At 53.7% G+C, this 19,574-nt stretch carries 18 protein-coding genes; 12 read left to right on the top strand and 6 right to left on the bottom strand.

Annotation, left to right across the window (positions count from 1 at the left end):
• Nucleotides 1-43 precede the first annotated feature (43 nt).
• Nucleotides 44-1,618, top strand: a complete 1,575-nt coding sequence (locus FBQ85_05520; GenBank protein ID MDL1874619.1) for an NADH-quinone oxidoreductase subunit M — start codon at nucleotides 44-46, stop codon at nucleotides 1,616-1,618.
• A gap of 29 nt (nucleotides 1,619-1,647) precedes the next feature.
• Nucleotides 1,648-3,114 carry an NADH-quinone oxidoreductase subunit N gene (locus FBQ85_05515; GenBank protein ID MDL1874618.1) on the top strand — a complete coding sequence of 489 codons (1,467 nt, stop codon included), beginning with the start codon at nucleotides 1,648-1,650 and terminating at the stop codon, nucleotides 3,112-3,114.
• 218 nt (nucleotides 3,115-3,332) lie between these two features.
• Here the strand turns inward: FBQ85_05515 and FBQ85_05510 are convergent, their stop codons facing one another.
• A complete protein-coding gene (locus FBQ85_05510) occupies nucleotides 3,333-3,566 on the bottom strand; it encodes a hypothetical protein (GenBank protein MDL1874617.1) in 234 nt (77 codons plus the stop codon).
• A gap of 52 nt (nucleotides 3,567-3,618) precedes the next feature.
• Between FBQ85_05510 and FBQ85_05505 the strand changes: the two genes are divergently transcribed.
• Nucleotides 3,619-4,545, top strand: a complete 927-nt coding sequence (locus FBQ85_05505; protein ID MDL1874616.1) for a hypothetical protein — start codon at nucleotides 3,619-3,621, stop codon at nucleotides 4,543-4,545.
• 266 nt (nucleotides 4,546-4,811) lie between these two features.
• The gene (locus FBQ85_05500) at nucleotides 4,812-6,344 is read left to right on the top strand and encodes a leucyl aminopeptidase (protein MDL1874615.1); all 1,533 of its coding nucleotides are present in this window, start codon (nucleotides 4,812-4,814) and stop codon (nucleotides 6,342-6,344) included.
• Between the two features lie 502 nt (nucleotides 6,345-6,846).
• On the opposite strand, the gene FBQ85_05495 is transcribed toward FBQ85_05500, so the two are convergent.
• Complete coding sequence (locus FBQ85_05495; protein MDL1874614.1) at nucleotides 6,847-7,272, bottom strand: hypothetical protein; 426 nt, start codon at nucleotides 7,270-7,272, stop codon at nucleotides 6,847-6,849.
• Nucleotides 7,273-7,319: 47 nt separating this feature from the next.
• Between FBQ85_05495 and FBQ85_05490 the strand changes: the two genes are divergently transcribed.
• The 7 genes from FBQ85_05490 (at nucleotide 7,320) to FBQ85_05460 (ending at nucleotide 15,886) form a co-directional block, all read left to right on the top strand.
• Entirely contained in the window at nucleotides 7,320-8,393 is a 1,074-nt protein-coding gene (locus tag FBQ85_05490) for a methionyl-tRNA formyltransferase (protein ID MDL1874613.1), read from the top strand.
• Nucleotides 8,394-8,467: 74 nt separating this feature from the next.
• Entirely contained in the window at nucleotides 8,468-9,376 is a 909-nt protein-coding gene (locus FBQ85_05485) for an ABC transporter ATP-binding protein (protein MDL1874612.1), read from the top strand.
• A complete protein-coding gene (locus FBQ85_05480; protein MDL1874611.1) occupies nucleotides 9,369-10,169 on the top strand; it encodes a hypothetical protein in 801 nt (266 codons plus the stop codon). The genes FBQ85_05485 and FBQ85_05480 overlap by 8 nt, the downstream gene beginning before the upstream one ends.
• Nucleotides 10,166-11,125 (top strand): NAD-dependent epimerase/dehydratase family protein, encoded by a 960-nt coding sequence (locus FBQ85_05475; protein MDL1874610.1) that lies wholly within the window; start codon nucleotides 10,166-10,168, stop codon nucleotides 11,123-11,125. The genes FBQ85_05480 and FBQ85_05475 overlap by 4 nt, the downstream gene beginning before the upstream one ends.
• A gap of 65 nt (nucleotides 11,126-11,190) precedes the next feature.
• On the top strand, nucleotides 11,191-12,072 hold the full coding sequence (locus tag FBQ85_05470) for a hypothetical protein (protein ID MDL1874609.1): 882 nt from the start codon (nucleotides 11,191-11,193) through the stop codon (nucleotides 12,070-12,072).
• Between the two features lie 25 nt (nucleotides 12,073-12,097).
• Nucleotides 12,098-13,846, top strand: a complete 1,749-nt coding sequence (locus FBQ85_05465) for an aminotransferase class V-fold PLP-dependent enzyme (GenBank protein MDL1874608.1) — start codon at nucleotides 12,098-12,100, stop codon at nucleotides 13,844-13,846.
• A 72-nt stretch (nucleotides 13,847-13,918) separates the two neighbouring features.
• Nucleotides 13,919-15,886 (top strand): T9SS type A sorting domain-containing protein, encoded by a 1,968-nt coding sequence (locus FBQ85_05460; GenBank protein MDL1874607.1) that lies wholly within the window; start codon nucleotides 13,919-13,921, stop codon nucleotides 15,884-15,886.
• Nucleotides 15,887-16,144: 258 nt separating this feature from the next.
• Here FBQ85_05460 and FBQ85_05455 read toward each other — a convergent pair whose 3' ends face one another.
• Together FBQ85_05455 and FBQ85_05450 are read right to left on the bottom strand one after the other, a co-directional pair.
• Nucleotides 16,145-16,456: a nucleotidyltransferase domain-containing protein gene (locus FBQ85_05455; protein MDL1874606.1), complete on the bottom strand. Its 312-nt coding sequence runs from the start codon at nucleotides 16,454-16,456 to the stop codon at nucleotides 16,145-16,147.
• Nucleotides 16,435-16,824 (bottom strand): HEPN domain-containing protein, encoded by a 390-nt coding sequence (locus tag FBQ85_05450; GenBank protein ID MDL1874605.1) that lies wholly within the window; start codon nucleotides 16,822-16,824, stop codon nucleotides 16,435-16,437. Before FBQ85_05450 ends, FBQ85_05455 begins: the two co-directional genes overlap by 22 nt.
• Nucleotides 16,825-16,998: 174 nt before the next feature.
• On the opposite strand from FBQ85_05450, the gene FBQ85_05445 reads away from it, so the two are divergent.
• A complete protein-coding gene (locus FBQ85_05445; GenBank protein ID MDL1874604.1) occupies nucleotides 16,999-18,813 on the top strand; it encodes a hypothetical protein in 1,815 nt (604 codons plus the stop codon).
• 82 nt (nucleotides 18,814-18,895) lie between these two features.
• Here the strand turns inward: FBQ85_05445 and FBQ85_05440 are convergent, their stop codons facing one another.
• Together FBQ85_05440 and FBQ85_05435 are read right to left on the bottom strand one after the other, a co-directional pair.
• The gene (locus FBQ85_05440) at nucleotides 18,896-19,258 is read right to left on the bottom strand and encodes a YraN family protein (GenBank protein ID MDL1874603.1); all 363 of its coding nucleotides are present in this window, start codon (nucleotides 19,256-19,258) and stop codon (nucleotides 18,896-18,898) included.
• A gap of 82 nt (nucleotides 19,259-19,340) precedes the next feature.
• A partial coding sequence (locus FBQ85_05435; GenBank protein MDL1874602.1) for a ribonuclease HII occupies nucleotides 19,341-19,574 on the bottom strand: 234 nt, incomplete at its 5' end.

Here is a 19,574-nt window from a genome sequence, read left to right as displayed (position 1 = left end):
ATGGACGCCCGGCAAGGGCGATACGACCAAAATAAAAATTCTCATGTTCGATAGCTTGCCGATTCTCTCTCTCTTGATCTTCACGCCGCTCGCCGGCGCGCTGATCGTCAGTTTGATTCCCAAACAAAACACCGGGCTGATGCGCGGCGTTACGCTGGGCGTCACGCTGTTGGTTTTTGTCATAAGCCTGCCGTTGTTCTTCAACTTTGACAACGCCCGCATTGCCTTTCAATTTGAAGAACGCCTGGAATGGATTCCGGCGATGCGCGCGACCTATCATGTCGGCATTGACGGCATTAGCCTGCTGATGGTGATGCTCACCACCTTTCTCTCGCCGCTGGTGATTCTGTCCTCGTGGAACGATATTAAAACCGGCGTCAAGGGCTATCTCGTTTCCATGCTCATGCTCGAATCCGGCATGGTGGGCGTCTTCGTGGCGCTGGACTTGCTGTTGTTTTATGTGTTCTGGGAAGTGATGCTAATCCCGATGTATTTCATCATCGGCGTTTGGGGCGGAAAGCGCAAGGTCTACGCGGCAGTGAAGTTCTTCATCTACACCATGATCGGCAGCTTGTTGATGCTGGTGGCCATTTTGTTTATCTATTTCTATTATGGCAAAGTCACCGGCACGCTCACGTTCGACTTCGTGCAAATCCGCGAATTGCTTTTCCCGGAGCATTATCAATTCTGGCTCTTTCTCGCATTCGGGCTGTCATTCGCCATCAAAGTGCCGATGTTCCCGTTTCACACCTGGCTGCCCGATGCCCACGTGGAAGCGCCCACGGCCGGCTCGGTGATTCTGGCCGGCGTCTTGCTGAAAATGGGCACCTACGGTTTTCTGCGTTTTTGTTTGCCGCTCTTTCCGAATGCCACGCTGCTATTTACGCCGTTAATCTCCGTACTCGCGATCATCGGCATCATTTACGGCGCGTGGGTCGCGATGGTGCAGCCCGACATCAAGAAGCTGGTCGCATACTCTTCCGTGAGTCATCTCGGCTTCGTCATGCTCGGCATTTTCACCCTCACGCCGCAGGGCTTGCAGGGCGGGCTGATTCAAATGGTGAATCACGGGTTGTCCACCGGCGCGCTGTTCTTAATCGTCGGCATGATTTACGAGCGCCGCCACACGCGCGAGATTTCCGATTTCGGCGGACTGGCGCGCCAGATCCCGATTTTTACCACCTTCTTTATGATCGCAACGCTGGCCTCGATCGGCCTGCCGGGCTTGAATGGTTTCATCGGCGAGTTTTTGGTTTTACTCGGCGCCTTTGCCGCGAATAAAATTTATGCCGCGCTTGCCGCCACCGGTGTGATCTTCGCCGCGGTTTACATGCTGTGGATGTTCCAGCGCGTGATGTTCGGCAAGCTCGACAAAGAAGAAAACAAACACCTCGCCGATCTTTCCAAACGGGAGATTGCCGTGCTGGTGCCGGTGACCGTCATGATGCTGCTCATCGGCGTCTGGGCGCAGCCGTTTCTCGCCAAGATGGAAACCTCGGTTGACGCGCTTATTCGAACCGTCAATTATCGCGCTGCGAAAGTGAACGATGCCCCCGGCCTGGCGCCGTTGGATTTTGCCATTGACCCGCCCCCTCCGGCGGCGCTGGCGCAGGAATGAATTGGTGTGATTCATAACATGACGTTGATATGATGAACGACTCGCTGACGATAGCTCAAATTATTTTTAATCTCGCGCCCATTCTCAGCTTGACGGTGACCGGATTTATTGTGCTGATTCTCGGCATGTTGTTTCCGCGCATGTATCGCGAGACCCTGGCAGCAGTGGTGTTGTTTGGTTTCGGCGTAGCCGTTTTTTACGCGGTGCAAAACTGGAATGAATCCGTCAGCCTGTTTCACGGCATGATCAGCGTCGATAAGTTTTCCAACGGATTCATCTGTTTGTTTGTCATTGCCGCCAGCCTGACGCTGTTGCTCTCGATTAATGCGCTGGAAAACACTTCGACGCTGGCCAGCGAGTTTTTTGCACTCATCATTTTTGCAACCGTGGGCATGGCGCTGATGGCGGCCAGCGGGCACTTGCTCACGCTTTTTCTCGGCCTGGAAACGCTCTCCATTTCGCTTTATGTTCTGGCAGGTTTCCGCCGCACCGACAAAAAAAGCATCGAAGCTTCCTTCAAATACTTTCTATTGGGCGCATTTGCCAGCGGCTTTCTGCTGTACGGCATTGCCTTGGTTTACGGCAGCGTGGGCAGCGCCAGCTTGAATGCGCTGGCAGAGGCCGTTAAAACACGCAACCTGCTCGAAACGCCGTTGCTCACCGCCGGTTTGGCGTTGATGGTGGCCGGCTTCGGCTTCAAGATTGCGCTCGCGCCGTTTCACACCTGGGCGCCGGATGTTTATCAGGGCGCGCCCACGCCGGTCTCCGCCTTCATGGCCACCGGTTCAAAAGCCGCAGCGTTTGCGGCGTTGCTGCGCGTGGTGATTTCTTCCGGCATGATGAGTCAGGTGAACTGGCAGCACATTTTCTGGATCGTCGCCGTCGCCACCATGACGGTCGGCAACATTGTCGCCTTGCGCCAGGAAAATATCAAACGCATGCTGGCCTATTCTTCGATTGCCCATGCGGGTTACATTTTGATCGGCGTGCTGGCAAATAATGAATTGGGCAGTTCGGCGGTGCTGTATTATTTGTTGAGCTATACCTTTATGAACATCGGCGCATTCGGCGTTGTCGCGTTTCTCTCAAAGACCGAGCATGAGTTGGTGAATATCAGCGATTATCGCGGCCTGGCGTTCTATCGCCCGTTTGCCGCGGTGGCCATGGCGATTTTCATGTTCTCGCTCGCCGGCATTCCGATTACCGCCGGCTTCATGAGCAAATTTTATGTGTTTTCGGCCGCGGTGCAATCCGGTTACATCTGGCTGGTGATTCTCGGGGTGATCAATTCGATGATCAGCCTGTACTACTATCTCGGCGTTGTCGTGGTCATGTTTATGCAGAAATCCGAGACCGCGGGAGAAGAGCTGGCGCTCGAACGGCTGCCGGCCGTGGGCCTGGCATTGATCATCGCGATTTTTGGAACAATTCAGCTCGGCATTGCGCCGGCGCGCTGGATGGAAGCATTTCAAGATTTGGCGCGCTCGGTGATGTGAGCCGGCCTGTTCGCTTTGAGGCGGGAGTAAAGGAGAAAGTGAAGCTGGCTTTCTCCTTTTTTTGTTTGAATGGTTTCTTGACTTGTTGCGTGCCGCGCCAGCGAAAAGGATTCATCAAGAAGTGGGTGAATAGCGCTGGAGACGCTCTTGCACCCAGAGATTGACCAGCGTCTGCATGGAGACCCCCTCGCGTTGTACGGCTCGTTTCATGGCTTGCGTCAATTCGTCGGACAAGGTGACGACGAATTGACGTTTGGGTTTGGGGAAATCGCATAACGGACGTCTTCAAGTTGATTCTCGTAGTCCGTTAAATCAGGCCTGTCCCAAAAATCTGCAAGCGCTTCAAAGCTTTTGAACTGCTCCGGAAGCGGTTCGACTTTGCGTTTATTTTTTTTCATAGCGAGTTTGTCAACGATTTCCCAACGCCAGATGAACCCGGTGATTTTTATCATATGAGAAAATTAATTTTTCTATTCGATAAATCAAAGTGCATTCTTTTCTGTTATGTATTCCCCGGCGCGCATTTCAAGTGATGTTTTTGCTGCCTGGCGATCCCTAGCCGCCGACAACCGTTCCGGCGCTGGTGAAATTTATGTGCGCGCAGTGCGAACGTTGCGCGATCACTTCGCCAGTTTGGCCGAGGGCCCCGAGGCGCTGCGCGATTGGCCGCATTGGCTGCACGGCCTGCTGCAAGCGCAAAGCATGATGGCGCCGTTGTATAATCTCTGCAATCGCCTGGCGTTGGCGCTGGAATGCGGCGAACCTGCGCAACCCCGAAACGAGATTCTCAAAATTCTCGATGAAGAGTTGGCGCATGCTCCTTCCCGGGAGAGCTTGATGGCGCAACATGCCAGCCAGGCCATTTCCTCCTGGCGGCGCGTGATGACGCATAGCTACAGCAGCGCTGTTGCGGCCGCGCTGCAACATGCGCAAACCGCAAACGCCTCGTTGGAAGTTTTTATCAGCGAAGCGCGCCCCATGAACGAAGGCCGGCGCATGGCGGAACGGCTGGCCCAAGCCGGCATCATGGTTCACTTTTTTGTTGATGATGCACGCGGTCGCTTCATTGCTGCGGTTGATGGCGTTCTGCTCGGCGCTGATCGCATCTCCGAAAATGTCTTCGTGAACAAAATCGGTACTGCCAGCCTGGTGAATTTGGCCGGGCAGCACGGCAAACCGGTGTTCATTGTTTCACAAACAAACAAATGCTGGCCCTCCCGCCTTCACCTGCAGGAGGAAGCCGGGCATTTGCCTGACGAAATCTGGCCGCACGCGCCGGCAAACGTGTTGCTTCACAATTTTTATTTTGAAGAAATCGCGCTCGCGCCGGGGATCGGCATATTGACCGAAAACGGCCTCCTAACGCCTGCTGCCCTCGCGGCATACTTCAAAAATTTCGTTCCGGCAAAATTCTGGATGCACCGAGCATAAATTGTTCAAACCAATTTGCAGCGGGCCGAAACCTCAAACGTTGTGAGCAGCACGGCGGAATAGGCAAAACCATTTTGGATAAAACCATTCCAAGCTTCAGACAAAACCCGTTGGCAGCTTTTATCAGTTGGATAAGGTCTTCATTTAACCGTCCCGTTCTTTGAGAGATCCATTTCTCCAAGCGAGGAAAAACGCCACACGATTTCCCAACAACATAGCGATCAATCAACAGCACTTTCATCTTGCACAACCACAACGGAGGAACCATGGAAATCACCATCAAAACCGCTCACCCGGACACAATTTCCTGCGCCGCATTGCTTCTGCTCACCCCGCCGGCAACCGCGAAATCCGATTTGCAAATTTTCAACCTTGCTGGAAAATCAAAACACCTGCCCGCCATTAACAAATTGCACCGGCTTGGTGATTTTCACGGCAACGCCGAAGAAGTTGTCTGGTTTCATCCGGAAGAGGCTCCTGCACAACGCGTTTTGCTTGCCGGTTTGGGCAGGAGAGAAGGTGAGGTCGAAAAGCTGAAGGACGGGCCGCACCTGCAGCGTGTCATCGCCAATGCCGTGGCTGCCGCGCGTAAGCTCGGCGTGCAGGAAATTTGTGTGCCGCTGGGCGGTGCACTCACCGATCAGTTCGGAGCAGGCGAGGCGGCGCGCTTGCTCGCCGAAGCCGCGCTTTTGGCGAATTATCAATTCGTCAAATACAAATCAAAAGCCGGGCCTCGTGATCAGCCCTTGCAACGCTTGACTATTGCCGTGGAGAATTCGCGGCAGCAGACGGAAGCAACAGCGGGAGTTGAACACGGCCGGGTGTTCGCAACGTGGACGTGTTGCGCCAGAGATTTGCAGAACATGCCGTCCAACGACCTCACGCCCGAGTTGTTTGCACAGATTGCACAAATGAAGGCCGCGGAAGCCGGAATCTCATGTCGCGTATTTGATGAAAACATGATCCGCGAGCTGCGCATGGGCGCGTTGCTGGCCGTGGCGCAGGGCAGCAACAACCCGCCGCGCTTCGTCGTGCTCGAAAATCACCAACCCGATTCCGCGGATACAATTGTTTTGATTGGCAAAGGCGTGACATTTGACAGCGGCGGCCTTTCGATCAAATCGTCGAAGGCCATGGAGGAAATGAAATTCGACATGTCCGGCGCGGCGACCGCGCTGTCCGCGATTTGCTGCCTGGCGCAGTTGCGCACACCACTCCATCTTGTTTGCCTGCTTCCGTTGGTTGAAAACATGCCCAGCGGGCAGGCGTTGCGGCCCGGTGACATTGTGCGCGCCTCGAATGGCAAAACCATCGAAGTCGCAGATACCGATGCCGAAGGCCGGTTGATTTTGGCGGACGCACTGGCGTACGCCAGCCGTTTCGCCCCCGCGGCCGTTATCGATCTTGCCACCTTGACCGGATCCGTATTTTATGCGCTTGGTGAAGCTGCTGCCGGATTGTTCTCAAATGACTCGGATCTGAGCGATAACATCAAGCAAGCAGCGCAAACAAGCGGCGAACGCGTGTGGGAATTGCCGCTGTTCCCGGAATTCACCAAGAACCTTGCCAGCGAAATTGCCGATTTGCGCAATATTTCCTCCAAGAAAGTTGGCGCCGGCGCAAGTCACGGTGCGGCGTTTCTGGCAGCCTTCGTCAATGGGTACAAATGGGCGCATCTCGACATTGCCGCGGTGGCGTTTCCGCAGGAAACCACGCCGCTTTGTCCCACCAAAGGAACGGGCTGGGGCGTGCGCTTGCTCGTGCAACTTTGCCAGGATTGGGCGGCGCACCAGCAGTAAACCGGGATGGCTAGTCCATCACAAGTGAAATCGTTGCTTTTAAAGCAAAAACTTTTCTGTAAGCGGATACGTGTTTACTTTATCCGCTTACCCAGAAGCTTTTTGGTTGCGGCTCGTCGCTTTGGGTTTCAATCCTCTAACTTGACTTTGAGGTAAGCGCGTCTTATACTTCTGATGAATTTTGATCTGTGCATGCAATTATGATCAGCCACGGCTCAGCCGTGGCTTTTTCGCGGCAGATGCCGTGGCCACGACGCACCAAAACAATCGCGGTTACCCATTCTATCGTTGCGTTTTTTCAGAGCGGAAGAAGCTGCAATCGCCTTGAATTGTCAAGCATCAAGTGAGCCGGGCGCATTGGCATCAGACTAAGCTTCAGTGTTTGTGAGCAGTCATTGAGTGACATTAAAATTTGCCTGCTTCAATCTCAAAACCTCGCATCATCTATTTCTCCATGGACACGGATTGGTGTCATGAAGAAATCCTGCAATACGCCCTCGAATTATTTCGCGAACACAATTTCCCCTGTACTGTTTTTGCAACAGGCCATTATGCTAGCCTCACGCGCCACACCAGCGCCGAACTCGAAATCGGCCTTCATCCCAATTTCAATGAAACCACGATTTCCGGTTACGAGAGTATGTTGCGCGCCTTGCGCCGGCTCTATCCGCAAGCCGAAGGCGTGTCTAGCCATGCCATGACGAGCAGCACACCGATCCTCAATCTCTTCAAACAATACGGTTGCACTTACGACCGCAATCTCTTGTGTTATAAAATTCCCCAAGCCCCGGCCTTTCAGCATTACAATGGTCTGTGGCGTGTGCCGATTTTCTGGGAAGACGATATCTGGTTCACGGTCGAACCCGGCGTTGCGTTTGATGAGAGTCTGCTGGCGCTTGAGCGTTTTCGCTGCAATTTCAACTTTCATCCCCTACATCTTTACCTCAATACCGAATCAGTAGCGCATTATCAAGAATGCAAACCGCTGCAACACCAGCCGGAAGCGCTGGCAAATCACGTTGGCAAGGGTTATGGCGCGCGCAGCTATTTTCTGGATCTGGTCAGGCATATCAAAAAGGAGAAGATTGTCACGGGGCTCCTCAAGGATTTTGTGAAATCATGAGCATCGTTTTTTTCGGCACGACGGATACCGGCTATCACTGTCTTGAACAAATGTTGCTGGCCGGATTGCCGGTCGCCGGTATTGTAACCGGTTTGCCGGAGTTCGAAATTTCCTATGCCAAAGGCAGAGTCCAGAACCGGCGCCACCGCGATTTTCACTTGTTCCAGGAACGTTTCGGTGTGCCGGTATTGACCTTTACTCGCAAGTTTGATGAAGCAATTCTGTCGACGCTTGCGAGTTGGGAGCCGCAATTGCTGGTCGTGATCGGATGGTATCATCTCATCCCGGCGCGGGTGCGGGCGTTGGCGCCGCTGGGGACGGTTGGCATTCACTGGTCGCTGTTGCCGAAGTATCGCGGCGGTTCGCCGCTGGTGTGGGCCATCCTCAATGGTGAGCGCGAAACCGGCGCTTCTTTGTTTTATCTCGAAGACAAAGTTGATGCCGGCAGAATTATTGCGCAAACACCCGTACCGATTGACGAGCATGAAAACGTCGCGCACTTGATTGAAAAACTCAACACGGCTTCGGGGAGAATTGTGGTGGCGCATGTGCCCAAGATTCTCCAGGGCACGGCCGCCTCGTGGCCTCAGGATGAAGCGCATGCCACCTATTTCCGTCCGCGCTTGCCGGAAGATGGTTTGATCGATTGGCGCTGGCCGGCGCAGCGGATTTACAATTTCATTCGCGCGCAGACCTTGCCTTATCCCTGCGCGTTCTCACAATATCGCGGGCAACGCATCAGAATCGTGAGCGTGACAGTGCAACCGCAATCCGGTGAGCATGTATGGGTTCGCGCAGGCGATGGCGGTTGGCTGGGTTTGGAAAAGATTTTGGGCGACGACGATGAGACGATTTGCCCGGCGCTCCCGTTTTTTCAGAAGGAAGAAATCGAGTTCGATCAGCGATCCGATGATGCAGCGGAGTAGAAGGTTGCGTGAAGGAGACCTGGCATCACACACCGCTGGCAAACGAATCTGACGCAGTTTGAATCGGAGAATAGATGCACGTGGACATGCTGCAAATTGAGCAGCTCACAAAATCCTACGGCAAGATTCGCGCCTTGCACAATGTCAGTTTCAAGGTTGCTGCCGGCGAGATTTTTGGGTATCTCGGCCCGAACGGCGCCGGCAAAACCACGACGTTGCGCCTGATTGCCGGCTTGGTGCATGCCGACAGCGGCGAGGTTCGCCTCTTCGGCGAGAAGAATTTCCTGCCGCACATGCGCGGCGCGATGGGGTATCTCCCGGGCGAATTGCATTTCTATGCCGATATGAGCGCCCAACAGTTGTTGGACTTCTTTGCCGGCTTTCGCCCGCAACGGCCTCCAGTCCTGCGGCAAAAACTTCTCAAGGCCTTCGAAGTGAGCCGGGAAGTACTCTCGCGCAAAATCAAGCATCTATCTCACGGCACCAGGCAAAAGATTGGGTTGCTCGTGGCCATGCAGCATGATCCGGACCTCCTGCTGCTGGATGAACCGACCACCGGCCTCGACCCGTTAATGCAACAAGCCTTTCGCGAAATCATTCTTGATTTTTCTGCCCGCGGCCGGGCGGTGTTCTTTTCGTCACACGTGCTTTCCGAAGTGGAAGCCGTTTGCAGCAGCATCGCGATTTTGCGCGCCGGTGAAATCGTTGCGATCGAATCCATGGCCGCTTTGCGCGACAAAATGCTGCGGCGTCTACAAGTGCGCTTTCGCGCGGCCGCGCCGCAAAGCGTGCTCACCTGTCCCGGCGTCGTGCGCACACAGGTTCAGGGAAGAGAGGTTGTGCTTTGGGTACGAGGCGAGATCAATGCCGTTTTGCGCGCTCTGGCGCAAGTGGAGATTGAGCATCTCGTTTTTCCGGAGCCGGAGTTGGAAGACATTTTTCTGAGTTTCTACAACAAATCCGATCGTCCGCCTAATGTTTAACTTGCTCAATCGCCTGATTCGGCGCCATTTGCTTTTCCTCGCCGCCGCGAGTTTGCTGCTTTGCGGCTTCGAATTCATGTTGTGTGCTCTGGTATCAACGTTCAATATCCCGGCGATTCTCACCGAAGTGATGAAATCCCTGCCGCCCGCCGCGCAGAATTTCATCAGCGAACAAGTGCTGGCGGGTATGACAACGCGCGGCCTGCTGGCCTTTGGATGGAATCATCCTGTGACGCTGGCGTTGGGCGCCGCTGTCGCCATCGTGCCTGCCACTCGTGCAATCGCGGGAGAAATTGAAAGCGGCGGGATGGAACTCCTGCTCAGCCAGCCGCTGGCGCGCTGGCAATACTTGAACGCGCAAGTTGCCTTTGCACTTTTTGCCATCGCCGCGTTGAGTGCTGCGGGCATGATTGGCACGCTGGCCGGTCAACGGACATTTGCACTCGGCCTGCTGGAACTGCGCCCGCTCGTGCAGGTGGTGTTCAACTTTTTTCTTTTGCAGAGCGCCTGGTACGGACTCACGCTTTTGTTCTCGGTTTTCGGGCGTGAAAGCGGGCATGTGGTGGGCACGGCGTTTTTTTTGGCGTTGGTTTCGTATATCGTTCAGGTCCTTGGCAAAATCTGGCCGGTGATGGCCGGCTTGCTGCCCTTTTCATTGTACCACTATTATTCATCTCAAGATATTCTGGTGCAAAACCACTTCTCGAAAAGCTCTGCGGCAATTTTGGCAAGCGTGTTTTTGGCCGGGGTTGGATTTGCGATGTGGCGATTTCAAAAAAGAGATATTCCATGAACATGATAAAAGAGAAAGCTATTCTGGTCACCGGCGGCGCCGGCTTCATCGGCAGCCATCTCGTCGATGCGTTGCTGGCGCGCGACGCCGGCGCGGTGGTGGTGGTTGATAATCTATTTCTGGGAAGCCTGGATAATCTGGCGGCAGCGCAACAATCGGAGCGCTTTCATTTTTATCGTGAAGATGCGGCCGATCTCTCGATCATGGATCATCTCACGGCCAAGCATCGCGTCGAGGTTGTGTTCAACCTTGCCACCAAGGCCCTGCTCTACAGTTTCACCAATCCCGAAGGCGCGTTCTTGGTGAATGTCGAGATCATGCGCACGCTGCTTTATCTGCAACGCAAGGGCGCGTTCAAGACGTTGATTCATTGCTCCTCTTCGGAAGCCTATGGCACCGCGCAAGCGTTTCCGATGGATGAGAATCATCCTTATGTGCCGGCCACGCCGTATGCCGCCGGCAAAGCTGCTGCAGATTTAATGGCGTTGAGTTACGCGCATACCTTTGGCGCTGAGGTTTCCGTCATCCGGCCCTTCAACAATTACGGCCCGCGCCAAAACAAAGATCGCGGTCTCGAAGCCGTGATTCCACTGACTGCCGCGCGCCTTATGCGCGGCGAAATGCCGGTGATTTACGGCGACGGCGAACAGACACGCGATTTTATTTATGTCGAGGATACGGTAAATGGTTTGCTTTTGGCTTATGAAATACCGGCCGCGCGCGGACAAGTGATCAATCTCGCCTCCGGCAAAGAAATCAGCATCGCGGAAGTTGTGCGCGGCATTTGCGCTTATTTCAACTATGACGGCCATATCGAATATCGCGAAGCGCGCCCGGCCGACGTGCGCCGCCATCGCGGTGACATTCAGCGCGCGCAAAAAATTTTGGGCTTCACCCCGCAAGTTAATTTTGACGACGGCTTGCGGCGCACGCTTGATTGGTATACGAAATCTTAATCGCCCCTCCGGGTTGAGAGATTGTTGAACAAAAATTTACACAATCACAAGGGATTGCCTGCCTTATGAAACTGCCTGAAGCCGAAGTCGAGTTGTTCTATAAACTGTTCAACCCGCTGTTGGTCTATGCCGGCCAACAAACCGGACTGGCGCCTCATCTTGCTTCACCACAAGACTTGCGTAAGCTTACCCTCGAGCAAATTATCGAGATTCGCAACGCGCTTTACGATCAGACTCGGTTATTCGATTCTTTTATGGCGCAAAATCCTGCCGGCGCCTCAGCAACGGAGTTGGAAATAGTGGCGGGTTGGAAAAATTTTATGCGAGGGATGTTTTACATCATACGCTATCAGAAAGACTATGCCGTCTTTCTCACCAGTGAGGCGCCGGCAAAAGCCTATGGCGTGCGTGCGCTTTACAGCTCATTTGAAGAAATGGTCGGAGCAAACCTGCCGTTGGCGGTCAATACGGTATTGTTGCCATTCAAAGAAGCAATCATCTGCGACGGTTTGATTTCGTCCTATTCGATGTCGTTCGGCAGTGGGATTCGGCAAAGTTTGAACGAGGCTTATCAGAGAGCAAAATCACAAATCGGCATCATCACCAATTTTAATTCGTCTGAAAAGCGGCAAAGCGACATGGATTTGCTCAAGTTCTATCTCCGTACGCAGGCGAGCCGCGAGGAATATGCCGCTGAAATTTATGCGTTGACCAGAAAAAGCCGCGACCTGCTGGTCTTCTATCATCAGGAAATGGGAAAAAGCGCCGCAAAATCTTTCAAGAAACATTTCAACATGATCGGCATTCAGAATGCCTGGTTTGGAATTTTGGAAGGGATGATTATCGCCAGCGGCAAAACCAGGCCGGAAGCCGAAACGCGAGCGCTCGAGATCGTGCCTGCAGACAAGCGCGAGCTGGTTTATTACTTCCCAGTGAACAAAAAATGATTCAATCAACAAGGCGAAAGAGAACATGGACGCTGCTTTGAACTCCAGCCGAAACGATATTTTCATTCATGAAACCGCTGCCGTCTCCGAACAGGCAGAAATCGGCGCGGGCACAAAGATTTGGCACTATGTTCATGTACGTGAGGGCGCGAAAATCGGCAAGAATTGCGTGCTTGGCAAAGATGTTTATATCGATCATTACGTCAGCATCGGCGACGGCGTGAAAATCCAAAATGGCGTGTCGGTGTATCACGGCGTCACGTTGCAAGACGAAGTTTTTCTCGGACCCAATGCCGTATTCACCAACGATCTCCTGCCGCGTTCGCATCACACCGATTGGCGCGTGGTGGAAACCGTGGTGGAGAAAGGCGCGTCAATTGGCGCGAATGCCACGATCGTCTGCGGCGTGCGGCTGGGCGCGCATTGCATGGTGGGCGCCGGCGCGGTGGTGATCAAGAATGTGCCGCCGCATGCGCTGGTGGTGGGCAATCCTGCCAGAATCATCGGTTATGTTTGCGTGTGCGGCCGCCATTTGCATCGCGATTATCACATTGCCAATACCAATCTCCATCAATTTGTCTGCGAGTCCTGCAAGCGCGCCTATGAGTTGCCGGCGCTGGAGAGCCAACGTGAAGAAGTTTTGCGCACCGGCGTGGACGGCATTCGCTTCGTGCATCACAATTTTGACGAAGACACGTTGAGCGCGGTGGAAAGCGTCTTGCAGTCCGGTTGGGTGGCGGGATGCGGGGGCGAGTCCGCGCGTTTCGAGAAAAAACTGGCTGAGTTGTCGCGCTGTGAATATGCGGTGGCGATGAACAGTTGCACCTCGGCGTTGTTTGCGGCGGTGCGCGCGCTTGAGATTGGACCGGGCGATGAAGTCATCGTCGCCGATTTCTCTTTTCCCGCTTCCGGCATGTCGGTAATGCACGCCGGCGCCACGCCGCGTTTCGCAGATGTTCGGCTTGACACGTACAATATCGCGTTGGAAAAACTTGCCGGGCTAGTGACACATAAAACCAAAGCCGTGATGGTGGTGCACACCTTTGGGCAAATGGCGCCGATGCGCGAACTGTCAAATTGGTGTAAGCAACGCGGACTGCCTTTAATTGAGGATGCGGCGTGCGCCATCGGCGCGCAGCATGACGGCATCGTTCCCGGCGAGCTTTCGGATTTGGCGTGCTACTCGTTTCACGGGCGCAAGATCATCACCACCGGCGAAGGCGGCGCGGTGGTGACGAATAATGCCGAGCTTTACCGCAAAGTGCGCGCGCTCTCTTCGCTCGGGGTCGATGCTTCGGACAAATACAAAGCCGGCGGCCCGCTGCGTTATGGCTTTCATCAGCTCGGGTACAATTTCAGGTTGAGCGACATCAATTGCGCGATTGGCTTGCAGCAGCTTCGCCATTTGCCGGCGTTGCTGGAAAGGAGAGTTGAAGCCGCCGAACACTACCGTCAAGCGCTGGCGCATTTGCCGGGCTTCGCGCTGCCGTATACTGATGCCAAAGCTTATCACACGTATCAAGCCTTTGTCTGCCGCGCCGAAAACGAAAAACTCCGCGATCATTTGATGGCGGAGTTGAAGAAGAAAGGTATTCACAGTACCATCGGCACCTACGCGCAGCATCTCGAACCGCTTTTTGCTGCAACAGATGTTTGCCCAAATTCCAAACAACTTTATGAAACGACGATTGCGCTGCCGTTTCATTCGTTTTTGGGGAGAACTCAGATTGACTATATCGTGGAACAGGTGAAGATTGCTCTAAAACATTCTTGAGATGGGTTTGTGCTGGGGAGCACACCGTCAATTGATCTATCGTATTCCCATCCCATCAAATGGAGGGTTGCAATGAACAGATGTTTTTGGTTTATTCGCCCAAGTTCTCTTTTCGCATTCGCCAGTTTGAGCATTGCCCTGATTGGTCAACTGGGAGCGCAACACCTGGTGAAACACGAGAAACCTCAACCGCGCGGTGGCGCCTCCTCCGCGTACGAACCAAACCGTTATCAAATCCTCAACATCAACAATCTCTGGACGTGGGCAACCTATGATGGCCAAACCAAAGGTTTTGGAACGTATTTTCCACGAGGTACGACCTGGACAACCTATGTCTACGGCTTCATTTTCGGCTCCAAAGCTTTTGTGGACTCCAACAAAACTCAACCTGCGCCATACGGCCAGCACATTCGCGTTGGCGGTTCAAACTATTCGTCTGGCCTGCGTCAGGGCTGGGTGATTGGCCGGGGCGCCAATGCTGTGCCCCTCGATCCCTCTTTAGATCCCCGCGCCCGTATTTATCGCATTCGGCGGGATTGGCGGACGGCCTTTCGGGATTTTAACGGCAATTTCACCGAGGAATTGCGCCGTGATGCAGCCGAGTCTTACGAAATCAAGATTACCGAAGTCAATCAACAGCATATGCAAGCCGTTTTCGACCGTTATGAGAAGGATTGGAAAGAGTGGCTGCCGGGCCGGGGCGCGCCTTTTATTGACCGCAACAAAAACGGTAAATATGATGCGCCGCCGCCGTTTAGTGACACGTTCACGCATGAAGATTTGATTCCGGGCAACTACGATGAGCCTGGCATCGCTTTGGGAAATGTGAATAGGCCGGCGGATCAAGTTATTTGGACAGTCTGCAATGATTTGCACAGGATAACTTCTGTCGGGCGGTTTGGCTCTGAGCCAACCGGTTTGGAAATCCAGATAACGCTCTGGGGATACCAGAGCGATGCTGCGCTCGGCAGCGTATTTTTTCGCCGTGTGCGTTTTATCAATAAAGGCGGCGTCGAAGTCGTTTATAGCGGCGCGCGCGGCGCCTTTTGGTTGGACAGCATGTACGTCGGCCAGTGGGTCGATCCGGATTTGGGAGATAATCGTGATGATTTGGTTGGATGCGACACGACGCTGGACCTGGGCTACGTCTACAATGCCAATGCAATTGATTTGGAATATCAAAAATTCAATATGCCGCCGCCGGCGGCCGGATTTTCTTTGCTGCAAGGGCCGGTTATCCCGGCATCAAACAACACAGGTTACTTCGATCTTTCTTTGCGACCAGGTTATGAAAACTTACATATGACTTCCTTCACGTTTACTAATTTTTCAAGCACCAGTCGATATACCGACCCGAATGGTGGCTATTATACGAATGCGCTTTTCTGGTACAAGATGCTGCGCGGTTTTGCGCCGTTGGAAGGTCCGGACCAACGTTTTGCTCATCCGCCCGAGGTCGAGGCTGGCCCGTTTCCGCTTGCGGGTGACCCGATCACGGGTGCCGGCCATATTGACGGTCTCGGCACGGACTATTCATACGCCCCGGGCGATCGGCGTTTCATGATTTCCTCGGGGCCTTTTAACATGGCGCCGCAGGATACACAAGAAATTGTCGTTGCCTATGTCGCCGGCTTGGGCGCGGATCGCCTGTCGAGCATTGCCAGCATGAAAACCATTGCGCAACAATTGCAGGCAAGCTATCCTGATATTGAAGATTTTTCCACAGGCGTGGCGCAGCGGGAGGCCACGCCCTCGCCGCCGGAACATTTTTCGCTGTTGCAGAACCATCCCAATCCCTTCGCCGGCGTTACGCGCATTGCTTTTTCCGTGAGGCAAGCCGGCGAGACGCAACTTGCCATTTACGACATGCTCGGTCGAGAGTTGAGACGAATCGTTGCCGGGCGCGTTGAGCCCGGGCTGCATCATGCGGTTTGGGATGGCCATGATCAACATGGCAGAGCATTGCCAAGCGGAATCTATTTTTACCGTTTATTTGTTGGGGGAGAAGTGAAGGCGCGCAAGCTCGTGTTGGTGAGATAAACCGGGATTACCGATCTTGCCGGTCAAATTCCCCACGCGGATAAACCGAAACTCAAAGGAAATCGCCAGCAGAGAGAAAAAAGCAGCAGATGAAAAACTCTTTCTCCGCTGGGTTGTTTCTACCTGCTGGAGGAAATTATTGCTTTTAGAATAACGATTTCACTCGCAAGAGATTAACAATTGAAAACGCTGTGATGGTTTGCCGGCGGCTTATCCCCAAAAGCCATCTCGCAGCGGAAATGATTGGCGGAAGATATTTCAGGCAATGCGAATACCGGTGCGCAAGATTTCGCGCACGAAAGGGTTGGATTCGTTGAAATCTTCGGGACGAAAGGGGTGAGTTTCGATGGCGGTATCCACGGCGATAACGGCGCGATACATCTTGCGGCGGTCATAAAACGACGTGCCTTCGAAAGTCGATGAAACAATGGCCAAATCAATATCACTCCACTTGGTTGCGGAGCCCTGCGCCCAGGAACCAAACAGATAAGCCGCCTCGACCAAGATTCCATCTTGGCGGGCGTTGTCAACGAACTTTTTCGCGCGGTTCAGAATTGCATCAGGAGCCATTGGTGAAAATCCTTGATTGCGTTGAAATTTTCTTGTGTGAATTCCGGGGTGCAGATTTTATAGAATTCGCTTTTCTCTTCTGGGTATCTGCCTTTGAGGTAAAACTGGTTGGCATCCAGCAAGAAACTCATTTGTTCAGGTGACAAGGACAACGGAATCGCCTCGGCCAGCTTGGCGAGATTGTGAATTCGGGGATGCATTTCGGGGTGATGGGCGCGAATCCACATTGCTTTGAGCGTCTTTTCTATAACCAGATGAGCAACGAAAAGACACCAGTCATAGTGCTTTTTCTCAAACAGCGACTCAGCAACGGTCAAATCTTGCGCCGCTGAATCCAGCCAATGTTGCACCAACTCGGCTTTTTCCATGGTCGTCTTGCCTTACCTTCACGGAAGAGCTTCTTAGAACAGCTAACAAAACATACAAAAGCCTCTTTCCCTTTGCAAGGGCAATTTCACACCGTGATAACCTGTCACCGCATTTGCTTAGAAAGATTGTTACAGCTATATTTGTCAAACTCTCATTGACTGGAGGAAGGAAACATGAAGCTCGCATTCAAGTTCTGCTGGCTGATTCTCTTGCTGCCGTTCTCGCTTCTCGCTCAAGACACCCTCCGCTTCACCCCCGCCGTTGGTTATCAAACCTTCAAAGTACGCGAACCGGTGTTGCGCATGAAGCCGGGACAGGTGTTGATCAGCGAAACCATGATGGGGCCGTATTACACCAAAGAAGGCGGCGCGTGGCCGGGTGAAGTCGGCCCGATTTACATCGAAGGCGCGACCCCGCAAGATCAACTGGTGGTGAAGTTGTTGCGTGTGCGGCCCAATCGCGATCTTGCACCCGCCGCCATCAGCGGCAACTTTGGCGGACTCGCGAGCGATGTGCGCGTGCGCTTGCTCAATCCGCCCGTGCCGAACGAGAGATTTCTCTGGCAGCTCGATCGCAAGCGCAATCTCGGGATTCTCGATTTGAAACGCAGCAGTGTGCCGCGCATTGAAGCGCCGCTCGCGCCTATGCTCGGTCGTTTGGCGGTTGCGCCGCGCGGCGAGGAATCTTACACCGGCTTGTGGCCGGGTTACTTCGGCGGCAACATGGATGCGCCGGAAATTCGCGAAGGCGTGACGGTGTATTTGCCCATCTTTCACGAAGGGGCGTATTTTTATTTCGGCGACGGCCATGCGCTGCAAGGCCACGGTGAGATTGCGGGCACGGGACTCGAAGCCACGATGGACGTCACGCTGCAAATCGATCTCATCAAGAACAAACCGATTGATTGGCCGCGCCTCGAAGATGATGATTTTATCATGGTGGCGGGCAGTGCAAGGCCGCTGATTGATGCGTTCCGTCTGGCGCACGTCGAAGTAATCGAATGGCTCGAAACGGAATACGGATTCGACCGTTGGGAAGCTTATCAAGTGCTGTCGCAAGTCGGAACCAGCAGCGTGTCCAACATCGTCGATCCGCAATACACCGTGGTTGCGAAATTCCCCAAGAAATATTTGCCGCAGCCGGAAGCGCATTCACTTTTCGGCGAGCCGCTTTATGCACTGGCGATTCCGGCGGAACAGCGTGCCAAGCTTGATTCCAATTTGGTGAAAGCACAAGCGGATTATCAGCAAAATCCCAAGGATCCGGAACGCCTCATTTGGCTGGGACGGCGGCTGGCGTATCTCTGGCGTTATCGTGAGGCCATCGAGGTTTTTTCGAAGGGGATAGCGCTGCATCCGAAATCATACAAACTCCTGCGCCATCGCGGGCATCGCTATATCACCGTGCGGGAATTCGACAAAGCCATCGCGGACTTGGAAAAGGCGGCAAAGCTCATTCGCAACGTACCGGATGAAACCGAGCCGGACGGTGCGCCCAATCAATACAACATTCCCACCAGTACTTCGCACTCGAATGTCTGGTATCATCTCGGGCTGGCGTATTATCTCAAAGGTGATTTTGAGAACGCGTTGCGCGGTTTTCTGGAGTGCATGAAATTCTCCAAGAACGACGACATGATTTGCGCCACCAGCGACTGGCTCTACATGATCTATCGCCGTCTCGGGCGGGCGGCAGAGGCGCAAAAAGTTCTCGACTCGATTCACGAGAACATGAACATTCTCGAAAATCACGCCTATCACAAACGCCTGCTGATGTACAAAGGCCTGATTAGCCCCGATTCCTTGCTCGACACAAAAAACGCGAGCGATCTCGACATTGCGACGCAAGGCTACGGCGTGGGCAATTGGTATTTCTATAACGGCGAGACGGAAAAGGCGAAGGAGATTTTTGCGCGTGTACGCAAGGGAAAGTACTGGGCGGCGTTTGGCTATATTGCAGCAGAGGCAGATTTGCAGTGGGGGAGATGATCCGGGCGAACTCCAGAAGTCAGGCTTGCGCATAAGGCCCATAAATTCTTCTCAGCACCATAACGCGCAAGCCTGACTTGCCTCACAGCCAAAACGCATTGGGAATGTGCTTGATCTCAACCTCATCTTCGCGGCGCGCCACGGCAATGACGTCGAAGCGGCAATCGCGATTTTCGATTTGATTAGCGGTTAGGTAAGCCAGCGCCACCCGCCCGATTTGGCGCTGCTTGCGGCGCGTTACCCAATTGAAAGCCTCGCCCATGGCTTCCGAGCTTTGCGTCTTCACTTCGACAAAGACAAGCATGCCGTTGTCGTCCGCGATTAAATCGATCTCACCATGGCCATGACGGAAATTGCGCGCGATGATGGTATAACCCAGTTTCTCCAGGTGTTCGGCGGCGCGCTGTTCGCCCCACGAGCCCAGCTTGTTGGTGGTTTGACTCATCATCTCCCCCATTGTTAGAACATTTGAAGTATTGCAGGGTTGAAGTAACGCTCATTCACAGTCTGGCGCCGCATTCTTTTCTTCAGTCGCCTGCCAAAGCGCGCGGCTTAAACGAACGGCGATGAATTTCGCACGGCCCCAGCTTTTTAAGCGCTTCGAGATGCGCCAGGGTGCCATAGCCTTTATGTTGATCGAAGCCGTAAAGCGGAAACTGGCGATGATAGTGCAGCATGATTTCGTCGCGTACGACTTTGGCGATGATCGAAGCGGCGCCGATGGTGAACGACAAGGCATCACCCTTGACAATCGCGGTCTG

It is taken from the genome of Cytophagia bacterium CHB2 (genome assembly GCA_030263535.1).
Classification (GTDB): Bacteria; Zhuqueibacterota; Zhuqueibacteria; order Zhuqueibacterales; family Zhuqueibacteraceae; genus Coneutiohabitans.
Note: the sequence above shows the minus strand (reverse complement) of the source record. Positions and strands in the feature narration are given on the sequence as shown.